Source organism: Marinomonas profundimaris, from assembly GCF_000508165.1.
Lineage (GTDB): Bacteria > Pseudomonadota > Gammaproteobacteria > Pseudomonadales > Marinomonadaceae > Marinomonas > Marinomonas profundimaris.
This window is the reverse complement of the sequence record NZ_AYOZ01000060.1, coordinates 1-14,735: the sequence shown is the minus strand read 5'-3', so window position 1 is coordinate 14,735 and position 14,735 is coordinate 1. Positions and strand designations below refer to the sequence as shown.

The window sequence follows — 14,735 nt, the reverse complement described above, 5'->3', positions numbered from 1 at the left end:
TTAAGCGTCCTTTTTCTTCGTTTTACTTTTAGCTTGTTTGCTTGTCATTTTAGTGTACAGATCAAATAACTTTTCAAGCCGTTCAGTGTCGTTTTTAAATTGTCTACCGATATAGATACGTTCTAGCACTTCATCATTACGATCATGAGCACGGCGAAGGTTCTCAGGCATTTTTTCAGGGTCGTACAAATCTGCGATGGTTGCAGGGAAGTGAGCTTCACGGGCGAGCAGAATATCTTCGGCGCAACGGGTCAAATCTGTTTTATTCTTTACTGTTAATTCTGGAATAGGGAAGTTGTTGTAACATGTTGCAGAAGTGTATCTTAAATCTGTTTTTAGTTTACCTGCTATAGCCTTCACCCAAGACATATGCAGAGTTGAGGATATTATTGCAAAAATGTGAACGGGAGCATTTTGTACAATGCTTGCAGCATTGCTAATCACATAGTCTTCCGAAAGGTAACCCGCAGTTAAATATTTCCTACGCTCAGAAAATACTGTTGGTATTATAATTTGTCTCCCATGCTTCTTGTTAATCCACGCAAATTTATGAGGACGAGCAACCGCAGTTTTAGCTCGCGTTCCTGCATTTATCCTGAACTCAAGCACGTTCTTGATTCTCTGGCCAATTTCATCGTTACTAATTGCAAGTTCTACCTGTGAATCTTCAATCCAAAGACACCAACGTTGATTTCCTCTAATGAATTCACTAGAGCCTAGGTATGGTTTTATAAATAGTGCATATTTACCAAAACTAGAACTCATTAATCTATCTTTAGCATCCTTGTTTAATATTAGGAACCCACCATCTAGAGCGCCGCTGCCATCAGTGATATGTGCATCAAATGATATAGGTCGCTTTGCAGCATCTATAAAAATACTCTTTGCATTCAAAAGGTAAGAGTTAATGTGATTGACTTTTCGAACCTTTGTGATGTTTGCATTATTTGTTTCGTAAATCATTTTCTGGTTAGCCTTAATTGCTAATCCTACGACTATTACAGAGACTCCTGCATTATAACTAGCTAGATTTGCCCACTTAAAAGATGTGTGAGCAAAATTAATTTCATAACCTGTTTCAAAAATCAGAGGCCAGAGTATTGGAACTTGTTGGCCTTGGCATATGGAATTTGTACTTACAAAAGCGCAGGAAGTTTTAGTTTTTTGTCCGTATTCTGCTGCTTTCATAAACCAACCAGCTACATAATCAAGGGATTTCCAGTTTTTTGTTTTCCCATTAAATATTCGCTCGAGATCTACTTTTTGCTCTTTTGATTGCCAAGTACTTCCTAAGTAAGGAGGGTTACCACAGATATAGGTTTCACCGCCTTCGTTCTTAAAGTCGATATTAGATTGATCTTGGTCTACAGCGAATAAATCATCCCCTATGATATCAACCTTAGTGCCTGTCGCAGGACAAACAGATAACCAATCTATTTCTAAAGCATTACCATTAGTGATCCAGTTTTCTGAATCAAGCGGTAGAAATGTCATTAAAGCGAGTTTCTGCCCCCGGTATAGAACATCACATTGGTATTCAGCGATTATTAATGCTAAACGAGCAATTTCAGCAGGAAAGTCATTGATTTCAATGCCACGAAAATTTGTGATATGAATGCTTGTTGGGCTGTCCGCTTCACCACGTCGTTTATTGATTTCGGCTTCAATCTCTCGCATGTGCTTGTAGGCAATCACAAGGAAGTTGCCCGAGCCACAGGCGGGGTCAAACACACGAATAGTAGAAATTCGTTTACGTAGGTTTAATAACCTTCTTGGGTTGTCGCCAGCTTCGTCCAATTGCGCTCTTAGGTCATCTAAAAAGAGAGGGTTAAGCACCTTAAGAATATTTGGCACGCTGGTGTAGTGCATTCCCAAAGACCCACGTTCTTCATCATCAGCAACCGCTTGGATCATAGAGCCAAATATATCTGGGTTGATTTGCTTCCAATCTAGGTTACCAACATGCAAGAGATAAGAGCGGGCAATCTTGCTAAATTTTGGTACATCCACACTGCCAGAGAATAACCCTCCATTCACATAAGGAAAACCATTCGCCCAAGAGCGAATGCTTTCTTTCTCTCTGTGGTCTAGCTTGGTATTCATAGCGCGGAAAATTTCACTAATCACTTCATGAGTGTCAGATGAATCGGATGCACTCATTTGGGAAATAGTGGCGGTGAATAGATCATCACCGTTGAAAATTTGAGTATCTTCCGAGAAGAAGCAGAAGATTAAACGTGCCATGAAATGGTTCAAATCATGACTACGTTCTTCCGTTCCCCATTCAGGGTTGTTTTTCAGCAGTTCAATGTAGAGTTTATTTAAGCGACCTGTGGCTTTTATATCAAAGGCGCTTTCGCGAATTTGTTTAACAGTCGAAATACCAGCCAAAGGCAAGAAAAAACCAAAATGATCGGAAAGCTTAGAGTAAGCGCAGGCAATGGTCTCGCCAGAGTTAATGTCTTCCGCTTCTAGGTTAATACCATCTGTCGCTAAAATGAATTTTGCTTTTGCCTTTGTGGTCGCTTTACTGTTTTTTAACTTTTCCAGTGATGCGGTTACCGTGTTTTTAGCGCAAACTTGAATGTGAATATGACTACGCTGCAAGACGGCATTTTCTATATCAGAGGCGTTTGTATTACCGCTTTGTAAGCGTTTAATCGTGGTTTCTTTATTGCCAAAAGCGGCTAAAAATTCATAAGGGAAGTTCGCGGCATCAAATGGCTGCTCGGCTAATTCACTGATTGCTGCTTCTATTTCAACTGGATTCACTTGGTGTTCTACCTAATCGTTTAAATATTCATTACTTTGTAGCATGAGTAACATGCTCTGCTAGATCACTCAATTCACACCCAAAATAGGTACAAAGTTTGTCCAAATTCTCCGTATTGGTGTTGTAACCATTAGGATTTTGAAGCTTTGAAAGGGTTGTTCTGTGAATGTCTGTCGCATCTGCAATTTCTTGCAAACCGATGCGTCTCCCTTCTTCTCTTTCTTTTAGAGCTATGAGCTCTTTTAGTTTGAATCTAATCATTTCTATCTCGCTCTTCAGATGTATAGATTATGCCCGAGTTATTCAAGAAAGTGAAAAATAATCTATAAATGTGCTTGCCAGTCACAAAAGATGATGTATAGTGTTATTTATGTTCTTCAAATGTGAGTGGAGGTCACTTTTATGAGTACTTATTTAACGGCTAAAGAGTTATCTGTTCGTATCAAGTATCACCCTAAATATATCAATGACGTTCTTAGAGACAATAGTTTTATTGAGGGAACGCATTACATCCGACCTTTTAATGGCCGCAAAGTGCTTTACGTTTGGGAGCCTATTGAAGCAGAGATGTTTACAACGGCTAAAAGTAATGAAGTGGATGATTTGATCCCAATGGCCTCAGGAGGTGTTTACCGTGGCTAGCGTAGGAATAAGAAACGATAAACTCTATTTTGATTTTCGATATCAAGGTAAGCGTTGTAAGGAATACACCAAGTTAGAAAACACGCCCGCCAATATTAAGCGTATGGAAGCAGCGCTTAAGAAGATTGATTTAGCACTAAAAACTGGAGAGTTCGATTATGAGAAGTTCTTTCCAGGTAGTAAAAAAATACCGAAAGTAAAAAAGGAGGTGGTTCAGCACGTTGTCACCGAGGTTCAAAAACGACCGGATACGCCGTTGTTTTCTGAGTTCTCACAAGAGTGGCTTGAAGAGAATATTTTACGATGGAAGAGGTCTTACCGGACTTCTATCAAAGGAACTTTAGATACCCGTCTCGTCCCATATTTTGGGGAAGAAAGAGTCGGCAACATAACCAAAGCCATGATCCTGAAATTTCGTGCATCCCTCGCCAAAGTGAGTCACGAAACAGGGGACAGTGAGCTTTCTAACGATAGGATTAACCACATTATGACGCCACTAAGAATGATTTTAGATGATGCCGCCGACCGATATGAGTTTACGTCGCCTGCTATTGGATTAAAACCCCTAAAAGTGCCTAGAGTGGATATTGAGCCTTTTACGCTGGATGAAGTGAAGAAGATTATTCGCTATGTACGTCCAGATTTTCGTAATTACTACATTGTGCGCTTTTTTACGGGGTTGCGTACTGGGGAAATAGATGGGCTGCAATGGCAGTACGTTGATTTTGAAAATCGACAAATTTTGGTGAGAGAAACCGTCGTGCAGGGACGTATTGATACGACTAAGACACTTGAATCACGTCGTGAAGTTGAAATGTCTCCACCTGTGTATGAGGCACTATTAGAACAAAAGAAAGTCTCGTTTGGGCATTCTAAGTTTGTATTTTGTAATCGTGCAGGTGGTAGCTATGAACACCGAAATGTTACTCAGCGCATTTGGTATCCAACGCTTGAAAAAATTGGCATCAAAAGTAGAAAGCCATACCAGACAAGACATACCGCCGCGACATTATGGTTAGCAGCAGGGGAGAACCCTGAGTGGATCGCAAGACAAATGGGTCATACAACCACCCAAATGTTATTTACCGTGTATTCGCGCTATGTCCCTAACCTGACGCGTCGTGATGGTTCTGCGTTTGAAACACTTTTGATGTCCAGTGGTTTTGAAGTAAGTGGAGAGACGCTATGAGCAGTATTGTTAGTGAATTACCTCTGATCCACCGTTCAGTCCAGGATGTTATGTTCGACCTGTTGCACTCATTGAATGACGATGAACTCAAACAAGTCGTTGAAAAGTTTGGTACAGGTTTGGGCGTTGTTGATGAATTGGCTTTTAGTTCTTGGGTCTCTGAACAAATAAACAGCTTAAATGAACATGAGGAGATGGTAGGGCTCAGCTTTCTTCTCGGGAGACTGAATTTAGAGATACACGGTAATCAGGTTTTTTTCAAACCGCCGCATCTTAATAATGTGATTGGTCTATATCCATCTGTTAAGAGTATCCCATCTTACAATGCTTTTATTGGAAGCTATCGCCTTGAGGGGGTAGCTAATGATATCCATGGTGAAACAACTCCCATTAAAATTTGTGATGCGAGCGGTGAGCTGTCTGTTTTATTAAGTTCAAGCCATTTGAAGGTCAAAAGCGGCTCAATACAATGCGTAAAAGGCATTAAAAATGAGTCGCATTATCTTATTGAGATAATTTAAACAGGACTATTTATTAAAAATGAATGTGTAATGAGGTTGGAAATATGACTAATGAAACCGCACCGTATTTAAAAGCGATCACGTTTTGTATTAGCTGGTTGGCTGATCAAGCATCAGATGAAAAATGGGCATTATCTGATGAAGAAGTGTGTCAACTTTTGGGTGGAGCTCCTTTATCTTCATGGCATGAATGGAAGAAAATGGCAAAGGACAAAAAGCAGTTTGAACTAAATCAAGATGTGATTGATAGGTTGATTCTGCTATTGAAGATCCATGAAAGTATTGCTATGAGCGCCCCTTCTGGTGCAATTTATGATTTTTTTAAAAGACCTATAAATCATCCGACGTTTGAAGGGAAATCCGCTAAGGAAAGCTTACTATTAGACAACTCCATGGATAATTTGAATAGGATTATGCTCTTTTTTAGAAGTAGAATCTTTTAATCTTACAAAGGGCTTGTTTTATTTTTAAACAAGCCCTTTTGCATGAATATTCAAGGCTTCTGTAAACGTCGTAAGATCAAACTTGAGTAGTCTATCCATCTAAATACCATCAGATTTCTTTAGATTGAAAGAACTCCAATACCCCAACTAGACTTTTTTCTTTTATTTGAGAAATCGTTGTTCTGGACTTCATTTTAGGAATATTGGCTTGAATGAAACCAGTACTCACCGGCAAATTTTCCCATCCACGTTGTGCCATATATTTCTTCTGGGCATGGTTATAGACAACAAAATATGAATGGCAATAGACAGCAAAAAAAGTGTCGACAAATCGATGCCCCATTGATTTCATAAGGTGGACCATGTCCGTCTCTTTTGAATGGTTGACCACGCTTCCATGACGATAAATATGACGCTGCAACGCCAAGGCTTCATTTGAGTAGAACCATTCATTTCGATCTCTTAACTCATTAATGACATCAGGGTACCGCATAGCATACCAACGTAAGAACATATGTGTGGCATAGCTGTGCCTAAGTAGGTACAAGTCCGCTCCTTCTCTCAAGATCAGCTTCATCTCTTCACGAGCAATTCTTGTGACCTTTTCAGCATTGCTAAAAAGTGGAAATGTCCTTAAAAACTGTGCCTGCTCATCGTTAACTTCAGCAATTGCCAATAACCTTTTCCTTGCTTCACTTGGTTTTCTGTCTTTGCCAAATGCCCTGGTCATCTTTAACTTGCTAAATAGGTTTAGACGCTGAGAAATATATTCAAAGATCTCTAAACAAACCTCTGGTGGCGCTAATAGATGCAATGGAATGGTACGTCTTGATGCCGGTGTTTTAAACCGGCGTACTCTGATGAGTATTTCTTCTTCGCTGTGTGCTGAGATGTCGCCCAGCGTTAGCCGCGCTAACTCCCCAGGGCGAAGACCCGCATAAAAGAGGACTTTAAAAATTATAGTCGACACAGTGACATCAGACTGAACACTGTGATGACGTTTAAATGCGTCTATAAAAAGATTGAATTCTTGCTGACCAAGGACTTGATGTCGATTCGTAGTAGTGAGTTCACCGCTTTGAGATACGGGAAAGTAAACCTCCGTCCATAAATCTAGCTTTGAGCGGTTAAAATTTAACAGTGTTGAGAATTGAGAAAGCCTAGAGTGGTTGGTGTTTTCTGCTAAGTCTGGGTTGATTAAGATTTCATGTATAAATAAGTTTGAATCTTCCTCATCCCAGTCCTCTACATTTATTGCTGGTTCATAGTCAAAAAGGCTTTTTGAGAATAGATTGGTTAGTTTTGATAAAACTGTGCTTAGTTTGTTCTTTCTTACAACTAATTCATAATACACAAAGGGAAACATGAAGGTTAAAGCACAAAAAGCTCTATCTTGACCTCCAAGATGGTACGCACCTCTAGCCAAAGGAAGTTCTTTAGGTCTAACAGCATGGAGAGATGCCTGAGCTTTGTCATGAATACTGTAAATCAAACTTTCAATATAGAGGCGATTACACTTAGTTTTTTTTGCTATTCTCTTAGATAAGCTGTCTGCTTGGGAGCTGGTTAATTTTGACAGTGGTTCTGCTATTTCAATCTGATGGCTTTTGCCATTTAGAGTTTGATTCTTAATCCAATACCTTAAATATCCTAGGTAGAAGTATGCGATCTCTTGCCAAGCAAGAAATCGTCTATGCATTTCATCATCATCTAAAGTTTCTTCCGAATAAACACTCGAATAGTTTTCTCTTTGAACTGTTGTTGTTTTTTTCTCACTTGGGACTAGTGTCTTTTTAGAACGATTTCTGCGGCTAATATGTGTAGATGGATCTCCGACAATAGAGCTATGCTCATCAGCCCAAGGCGGAGATACAGGTAACGTTCTTCCAGATAACCTGCTGTACAAAATTGCTTCTGTTCCATTAATAGTAAAAAAATTAGTGGCAGCAGAATAGAAATGCTTCATCTTAATTTTGGGAATAACTATTGCAGTATCCGTATTTGCATTAATGATAGAGATTATATGACTCTCGTACTTTTGGCTTTTTAGAGGAGTGTAGTTTCTATTTCGTAAACAAACACATAGGAAACGAGCTGTATTAGAGGGAATGATAGACAAACATTTATCAGGCCTTCCTAATTCACCTGATGAAATTAATATTGTTTTTTCAAACGGACTTCTGAGAAGTGCTTTAATAAACAATTCAGCTCTTTGAAGTGGAAGCCCTGTGGTTATAGCAATATCTATTAATAACAGAATATAAAGGGCTTCACTTTCAATATGATCACTTGATTTCAGAATCTCTGGAGTGTTTGAGACGATTTCTTTTATGATTTTTCGAAAGGTAGATTGATCAGGGTCGGGAGAAATAACGGTGGGTCTGACGGTCTTGCCAATCAAATCAAAAAAAACAACGGAGGAAATTATGGCTTCTAATTTTGAGATGATATCGTTTATTGCTTTTAAATGAGTTCGGGTAAGCTGTCTTTCATCAGTTAGATCATGATGTTTGGCTAGACTTTTCCTGATTAACATTAGAGTCGAATTGGTAATGCTTTGTTTGTTACCAACAGCCTCCAAGACTATCTCCGCTAAAGTGGCGCTTTCTATATCGCTAAATCGAACTTTTTCTAATTTTGGCCATCGATTCAATAAATCAATTGAAATCATAATGTAGTACCTTTAGGTCAAACTCTTTAATCAGACTATTTTGATACTCTAATATATCTTGATGATTACTTGCGATGTTTGATGATGAAGCGGGTGATGAATAGTAAAAACCATCTTCGTTATGGCCAAGCAGAGCCCTTGACGTGATTGGATCATGTTTTAAGGTATTTCCAGAAAGGTGTCTTAATGTATTCTTAGAACTTGATAAAACCTCTATGTCGAATGAATTCAATACTTCTAAAATTTGTCTATTCAGTACAGAGTAGATCGGATGATAGCCCCCATTTTTTAGAAAATGCAGCATGCATGACGTTGCTTCATTTGATCCATATTGACAATCAAAATGACTATGTAAAGCGATACGTGATTGGTTAAGAACCTGCTTTTGTTTAACGTAAAGCTCAGGAATAGGAAGTGTTTTATATTCAACATAGTTAATCGAATTTTTGTCCTTTCGAATAAGAACATCAGATAGAATTGATATCGATTTTTCGCCGTCAGGTCTATTTGAAAATAAGATCTGTTCTAAAAAATAAACATATATTTCTTGTAGGTTAATAAGGTCTATACGGAGTTGATCATTTTTTAATAGAACAAATTTTTCATGGGTCATGTAGCATTTGTTACGTATGCTTTTAAAGAAATTTGCCACAGGGGCAGTGGGTAAACGTTGGCTACCTAACGATTGCAGATTTAGCGTTGAGTCCCATTTAAGTTCTTTTAACGATTTTTGACAAGTGTCTTCAAGGAGCTTTGATAAGTGATCAAAGCGCTCTTTGTAAAGCGTGCCTACTTCTTCATTTGTCATAGAAATATAGGAAAATGGGGCGCTCATAGAAAAGCCAATTTTCCCTCTTAAATAGTGAACTCTTATATCATCGTTATTGGATGTTAGTAGGCGGTTAGAATTTGACGCAATACGGTCAAAATGCAGGGTGTTTCCTCCGTTAAATTCTGAAAATTGTCTGGTAAGGTAAGCGAATTTATCTGCAATTTTGTCGACTAGTTTATCTATTGTTAGTTGCTTTTCATCGAGGTGTAACAAGCTTTGAGGGGATATTTTCAGTTCGATTTCTGAACATAAGTCTGAATCAGTTGGAGTATTAGAGATAAATACGTTTAATGTCTCTGTATGAGTACTAGTACGTATAGCTGAGATAGCCTTCTTAAGCGTTAAGCCTGTCAAAAAACACAAAATTAGCAGATTGCTTAACTCTGGTTTTTTCTGATCTACGAATATTATGAAACTCAATACGGATTGAAGAGATAGCGAAGAGTAATCAAAATGTGATTCGATTTCTTTCTTAGCCGTGTTCCACGATTTTTTCTTAGTTGTTATTACTCGGGGAACGTAGTTTTCTGAAAGTGATATTTTTTTATTTCTTTTTTTCTTAGGAGATGAAGTGTTTTTTTCATTATCCCCCTTGTTTTTTTTAATTTTTTCTTCATTATTTTTTTGGGGGGTTGAACCATTTTCTTTTGCAGGTAGGTAGTCAAATACCCTCCAAAAACTAGCTTCTATAGAGTGAGATGTATTATCAATATATTCACGATATCGTTGAATATCTTTAAGGAAAGTTGTTTTTGTATTGTCCGGTAATTTATTTTCAGACTTCATTGCATTGACTATGTTTGTGAAAGCAAGCTCTCGCGTTGCTAAAATCGCATTGTAGATTTTTCTATCACTTTCTTCATAGCTAATTTGTTTTAGGATTAAATAGGTATTTTCTATAAACCTTGAAATGAAGCGAGTTAAAAATTCATGTCCAAGATGGCGTTTTGTATTTATTATCTTGCTGATGCCAAAAGAAATGGGGTAGTCAACACCCTCGTCATAGTCTACTGTAGTTGTTTTTACGTAAGAAGTATTTTCGATAATAGAAAGTAAATGGTTTAGATCATCTAAAGATAAAATTAGATTTGTATGGTGAAATTTTATAAGTTTATTTATTAATCCTTTTTGCATAAATATGCATGGTGGAGGAGAGCAAAATGTTAAGAACTTCTTTAATATAGGCTTATTTTTACTCCATATTCCAATTTCATCCCAATAGTTTATGGTTAGTTTTAGTGCTTGAGTAAAATTACTACTACTCATTAAAAGCTCTCATTTTTTCTAAAAAATAATCAACGATTTCGGGTTTTTCTTTATCGTTTGTCTTGCTCCATGTGTCAATAAAAAAATTATAATTATCTATTTCTTTATTTTTCTTATCTTCTGTTTTTGAAATTGTCTGGAATAGTGGTTTTGTTGGAGGAGGTGATTTTAATTTTTCTGATAATTTGGAAAATAAGTCTTTCATTAGTGAGTGGTGAAATGACTTCGTGAAATTGTTTTTTATTATATAGTCACATATCAAATTGATATCGTAAATGCTACTGATTTTCAAGTCTATTGAATTTAATATTATTTCATAGAGAAAAAGTTTTCGATTGTTTTCTTTTACTTTTTGTAAAGTTACTTTTAAATTACTTTCCTCTATTTCAAATAGGTCTCTTTCTGCGATTATTTTCTTGCATAAATCTAAATCTATATCTTTGTTGATTCTTGATAGTGTTTGAGATGAGAATTTTTGGTTTAGGAAGTTTTTGTTTATGTATCCCAGTTGTTTTTGTTTTGATTCGCAAAGATAGTTTAATGCATGATTTTCGTGGATTATTAAGTTTTTAATGTTGTTCACTAGATCTCTGCGAGATTTATTTTTCAAATTAATTAATCTGAAAGTATCTTTTAACTCTTCTTTAGATAAATTTGTCTTAGTCACTTTTACAGATAAAACTTTATAATTGTATTTTAATGATTTTATCGAGTTGATTAAGGTTTCATCATTGTCGTTAAGCAAAATGTAATTTGATCTATCGTTGAATAGAAATGGTGTCCGTTCAAGTACAACCTCTTTTTCACTAGTTTTTATATGAGACAAGTTTTTGTAGAAACTCCCTATATAAATATGTTCGATATCGAATTCTGTTTCATTTAATAGTGTAGTGAATATTGGATTAACAAAAATCATAGATAATAAGCTCAAACTGTTTTCAAATAGTATTTATTCACTATGGCTGGTTGGTCAACATGTTTTACGATTTCTTTACAATAATAGGTTTTTTATTAAATTGATATCATATCGATATTGAATTGGTACAGTACTAAGTTAATTAATACAGTACCAAGTTAAATGCTATTGTATTGAGTTGAGTGCTAGTTAAAGGTTCATTGTATTTAGCAAAGGAATACTTTCAAATAAAAGTGATCAAAATCCTTAAACTAAGCAAGGAGAGCAATTTTTCATAAAATCACTATGTTCAACACGCATTTCAAAGCCTGTTAAATTCTTGAAAATCTTCTGCTTTTTCAGGTCTGGCACATGTTCTGGGAATGATAAAGCTTCTATGTATGAAGGTGTGACACATGTCACGGCAATGATTAAAATGTTATTTCTTCTGCAGAATTAAAATACTGATCTTTGCTAAAACTAAGTTTGATATAAGGCTATTGTTGTATTTCCACAAAGAGAGCTCAGTTTAGCAAAACTAAATTTCAGCTCTTTGACGTGCTGATACCAAAGACAATCAGCCGCTCTTATGGACGGCACCCAACTCTGGGTGAGTCCACCTTGATTTCTAAAAAGGATGTTTTAATTTTTGCTCGTAAAACTGGAAGTCTTTCCTCTTACAATAAATCACTTGGTTATTTGTGTTGTTTGAACATACACTGTATTTATGTAAGGGTTATCCATTTAGAGTAACCAGATACTATATCTAGTGTTTATCTGGTTTTAATGTCCTTATAGAATGGAAAGAGACAACACGAATTGATGAAAGTCTTCAAGTAGGCCAAGAGACTATTGATATATTGGTGCTGCTAGTAAGTATATACAAGATGATTCAACTAAGTGCACCAAATGGATATAGTTATAATTTTTTTAAAAGGCTAGTAAATCATCCTACATTCAATGATAAATCAGCTAGAGATTTTATGCTTGAGAATAATTCAATTGATGATTTCCTCAAAATAAAAAATTATTTTCGGAGTAAGGTAATCATATAAAAATTACTTATCTTTAATTAAGCTTTTCATGTTAGTCATAATTGTACTTAACAGATATGTTGGGGGGGGAACATGAGCACTAAACGAAAAAATCATGCTGAAAAATGCATTGATATTCATGATATTGAGAGCAACTTTGATCTTGTTATGAATGAATCAAAAGGCAGCCCAGTTGCTGTAATGAAGGATGGTAACCCCGTATTTTACTGTGTTCCCGCTGACACTTATGCCGCTATTTTAGAAGCAATTGAAGCATCTGAAATGAGAGCGCTGAATGAAAGGGTTCATCAATTGGGTATAGAGCTGTTTGGTGACGAAGACAAATGGAAATCATGGATTAAAACACCTGCACTGGCATTAGGTGGTAAGTTACCAGAGTCGATTATGGTTACTAAAGAAGGAATAAATAGAGTAAGAGATCTTTTAGGGCAGATTAGCCACGGGGTTATTGTTTAAATAGGCGGTTTAGCGATCTTGGTTCTTACCTAACCAATATTTTTTAACGTGCGCTCTTAACCCCCCTTATTTCACAAAGAGCCTCAATAGTAGTATTTCCTTACAGCAGCAATGGTGCTGCTCAGTAAGCAAAGGAAAAATACTATGTCTCAATTCGAAAGTGACTACGAGCAAACGCAAGATGATATTGATAATCGCGCTGACCAATTAAACCCAAACAATGATTCATATTGGCAGTCTCGTGGAGAAGAAGAAAGACCTGAAGATTGGGAGGATCAATAATGGCTGCAAACAACTCAAACTGGCCGACTAAAAATGGTAGTGGCAACCCTTCAGGCAAAGGGCGAGGAAATAACCCACCTAAGAAATAGACTGATATACGGCCGCTTAAGCGGCCGTCTCTTTTTCTCTCAAATAGTAGGTCAGGTAATTATCTGCTGAGTAAATTTCTTTAAGCATCCTCTGCTCATCAGTTTTATATTTGACGAGCAGACGGTCTATTGCTTGGCAAATTAAGCAATAAATAAATAAAAGAAGTTGGTCTTCAAAAGCAAAGTTTGAGCAAAATTTTTCCAGCGTTGCAAAGCTAGGTTTAGTTTTTCCTTTACGCCATTCTTTTAGGCGTTCAACTTGTACTTCTAACACAGTCCGACCTGTTTCCGTACTTTCTTGCTGAATGGGTACATACTGAGCTAATGTTCGAAATGAAACGCCAGTGTCTTCTTTGATAAACGACATGAGTTTACCAAAGTAGCATTTACCATCTGATGCTAGAATTTTAAACAGAAAACTATTGTGTTGTTTTATACCTTCTTGATGACGGTGCTTCCAATTAAGAGCAACTAGATCAACGGCAGCGAATAAAGACAAATTGAAGTCTTGCGTAAAAAGTCCCATAGCTTCTATTTCGTCTTGGTTCGCTTGAATATTCTGTTCTAAAGAAAGCCTCTCCAATAATTGGATAACTATATTTTGTTGTTCTGAATTCAAAGCAGTTTTATCGATAACTGGACGATAAAATTCGGCAATTAGAGTAAGAAGCTTTTGCTCATCTACACCTCGATGGTTAGAGCCCCATTCACGCTGAGCTTCATACTCAGTACATCGCCTTTCGATAAAAGCAATGAGAGGCTGTAGAAAACTCGTGTCCTGACCAGCTGACTCAAACCCCGCGGTAAAGCTTTTAATAGCTGCACGCCATAAGGCCTTAAGATCGTCTGTGCTAGTCCCTATCGGAATGAAGTTATCAAGATTGAGGTTGAGCTGATCTAACAGTGTAAGCATAGGAGCGAGTGCCTCATCTGCTTTTTGTTCAGACACTCCCTTTCCCGACAAGTTATCAAGGCTACGATCACTAACTTTCACTTCTTGCCCAAACAAGGCAGCAAGAATTTTTATCTGACTTCGAATGGAGGTAGGTAAGCCAAATAATTCTGCGACTTCATCAGGAGTCTTTATAAAAGGGTTTTTCTTTATGATTGGTTTGATGACTACTTTTTCACTACTCATTAGCTTAATCACAAGATGGTATTTGAAAAGGGTGGACTATCAGAGCCTTACTACATAATTCATGATATTAAAATCTGATAAAACAATAGACGTTTATGAGGTCATATCATACTTCAGGATCTAAAAATGGTGCAGCGTAATTAAAATATTCTTCTTGTGGTGTACGAGCTACATTCCACATTTTTTTGCGACCTGCTGGCCTGTCTCTTTGATCAGCATGGGTAAGAATAAGTCTCCTCTTAGCCCGAGATATTCCAACAAAGAAATAACCACTGTCTAGCGAATGCAGGGAAGTCCAAACCTCAAAAAATAAACAGTCCATGCGAGTAGAATATATAAAAACCATTATTCAAGCAAAATGAGCCCCACCTCTGGTATGGACCCAGTTTCCTAGACAGTTTCTAGCTCCGTAAAATATCGCTTCTCATATTGCAGTGGCGATAATCCATTATTTGATCCATGGTGTCGCTTTGGATTATAAAA

12 protein-coding genes are annotated in these 14,735 nt (G+C 36.9%); 6 read left to right on the top strand and 6 right to left on the bottom strand.

Annotated elements, in window-relative coordinates:
- Positions 1-2,772 carry a class I SAM-dependent DNA methyltransferase gene (locus tag D104_RS34370; RefSeq protein ID WP_024025216.1) on the bottom strand — a complete coding sequence of 924 codons (2,772 nt, stop codon included), beginning with the start codon at positions 2,770-2,772 and terminating at the stop codon, positions 1-3.
- Between the two features lie 31 nt (positions 2,773-2,803).
- A complete protein-coding gene (locus tag D104_RS34365; protein ID WP_024025215.1) occupies positions 2,804-3,034 on the bottom strand; it encodes a helix-turn-helix domain-containing protein in 231 nt (76 codons plus the stop codon).
- Positions 3,035-3,175: 141 nt separating this feature from the next.
- On the opposite strand from D104_RS34365, the gene D104_RS34360 reads away from it, so the two are divergent.
- Genes D104_RS34360 through D104_RS34345 form a run of 4 tightly spaced genes read left to right on the top strand, consistent with a single transcriptional unit; the run spans position 3,176 to position 5,568 of the window.
- The gene (locus D104_RS34360) at positions 3,176-3,415 is read left to right on the top strand and encodes a hypothetical protein (protein ID WP_024025214.1); all 240 of its coding nucleotides are present in this window, start codon (positions 3,176-3,178) and stop codon (positions 3,413-3,415) included.
- The gene (locus tag D104_RS34355) at positions 3,408-4,604 is read left to right on the top strand and encodes a site-specific integrase (protein WP_024025213.1); all 1,197 of its coding nucleotides are present in this window, start codon (positions 3,408-3,410) and stop codon (positions 4,602-4,604) included. The genes D104_RS34360 and D104_RS34355 overlap by 8 nt, the downstream gene beginning before the upstream one ends.
- Positions 4,601-5,125 carry a hypothetical protein gene (locus D104_RS34350; RefSeq protein ID WP_024025212.1) on the top strand — a complete coding sequence of 175 codons (525 nt, stop codon included), beginning with the start codon at positions 4,601-4,603 and terminating at the stop codon, positions 5,123-5,125. Before D104_RS34355 ends, D104_RS34350 begins: the two co-directional genes overlap by 4 nt.
- Before the next feature lie 44 nt (positions 5,126-5,169).
- Positions 5,170-5,568 carry a hypothetical protein gene (locus tag D104_RS34345; protein ID WP_024025211.1) on the top strand — a complete coding sequence of 133 codons (399 nt, stop codon included), beginning with the start codon at positions 5,170-5,172 and terminating at the stop codon, positions 5,566-5,568.
- 109 nt (positions 5,569-5,677) lie between these two features.
- Here the strand turns inward: D104_RS34345 and D104_RS34340 are convergent, their stop codons facing one another.
- From D104_RS34340 to D104_RS34330, 3 genes are read right to left on the bottom strand one after another with little or no spacing between them, the layout of a single operon-like run.
- Positions 5,678-8,239 (bottom strand): site-specific integrase, encoded by a 2,562-nt coding sequence (locus D104_RS34340; RefSeq protein WP_024025210.1) that lies wholly within the window; start codon positions 8,237-8,239, stop codon positions 5,678-5,680.
- Positions 8,226-10,337 carry a hypothetical protein gene (locus tag D104_RS34335; RefSeq protein ID WP_024025209.1) on the bottom strand — a complete coding sequence of 704 codons (2,112 nt, stop codon included), beginning with the start codon at positions 10,335-10,337 and terminating at the stop codon, positions 8,226-8,228. Before D104_RS34335 ends, D104_RS34340 begins: the two co-directional genes overlap by 14 nt.
- Positions 10,330-11,253 (bottom strand): hypothetical protein, encoded by a 924-nt coding sequence (locus tag D104_RS34330; RefSeq protein WP_024025208.1) that lies wholly within the window; start codon positions 11,251-11,253, stop codon positions 10,330-10,332. Before D104_RS34330 ends, D104_RS34335 begins: the two co-directional genes overlap by 8 nt.
- A gap of 1,106 nt (positions 11,254-12,359) precedes the next feature.
- Between D104_RS34330 and D104_RS37070 the strand changes: the two genes are divergently transcribed.
- Positions 12,360-12,743, top strand: a complete 384-nt coding sequence (locus D104_RS37070) for an MbcA/ParS/Xre antitoxin family protein (protein ID WP_024025207.1) — start codon at positions 12,360-12,362, stop codon at positions 12,741-12,743.
- Between the two features lie 144 nt (positions 12,744-12,887).
- Entirely contained in the window at positions 12,888-13,025 is a 138-nt protein-coding gene (locus D104_RS37510; protein ID WP_024025206.1) for a hypothetical protein, read from the top strand.
- Between the two features lie 105 nt (positions 13,026-13,130).
- On the opposite strand, the gene D104_RS34325 is transcribed toward D104_RS37510, so the two are convergent.
- Complete coding sequence (locus tag D104_RS34325; protein WP_024025205.1) at positions 13,131-14,252, bottom strand: hypothetical protein; 1,122 nt, start codon at positions 14,250-14,252, stop codon at positions 13,131-13,133.
- Positions 14,253-14,735: the final 483 nt, after the last annotated feature.

Bases quoted from the DNA above. Each gene is read 5' to 3' on its own strand.
- D104_RS37510 (WP_024025206.1), top strand. From the start codon at position 12,888: ATGTCTCAATTCGAAAGTGACTACGAGCAAACGCAAGATGATATTGAT.
- D104_RS34350 (WP_024025212.1), top strand. From the start codon at position 4,601: ATGAGCAGTATTGTTAGTGAATTACCTCTGATCCACCGTTCAGTCCAG.
- D104_RS34335 (WP_024025209.1), bottom strand. From the start codon at position 10,337: ATGAGTAGTAGTAATTTTACTCAAGCACTAAAACTAACCATAAACTAT.
- D104_RS34365 (WP_024025215.1), bottom strand. From the start codon at position 3,034: ATGATTAGATTCAAACTAAAAGAGCTCATAGCTCTAAAAGAAAGAGAA.
- D104_RS34360 (WP_024025214.1), top strand. From the start codon at position 3,176: ATGAGTACTTATTTAACGGCTAAAGAGTTATCTGTTCGTATCAAGTAT.
- D104_RS34345 (WP_024025211.1), top strand. From the start codon at position 5,170: ATGACTAATGAAACCGCACCGTATTTAAAAGCGATCACGTTTTGTATT.
- D104_RS34340 (WP_024025210.1), bottom strand. From the start codon at position 8,239: ATGATTTCAATTGATTTATTGAATCGATGGCCAAAATTAGAAAAAGTT.
- D104_RS34325 (WP_024025205.1), bottom strand. From the start codon at position 14,252: ATGAGTAGTGAAAAAGTAGTCATCAAACCAATCATAAAGAAAAACCCT.
- D104_RS34330 (WP_024025208.1), bottom strand. From the start codon at position 11,253: ATGATTTTTGTTAATCCAATATTCACTACACTATTAAATGAAACAGAA.
- D104_RS37070 (WP_024025207.1), top strand. From the start codon at position 12,360: ATGAGCACTAAACGAAAAAATCATGCTGAAAAATGCATTGATATTCAT.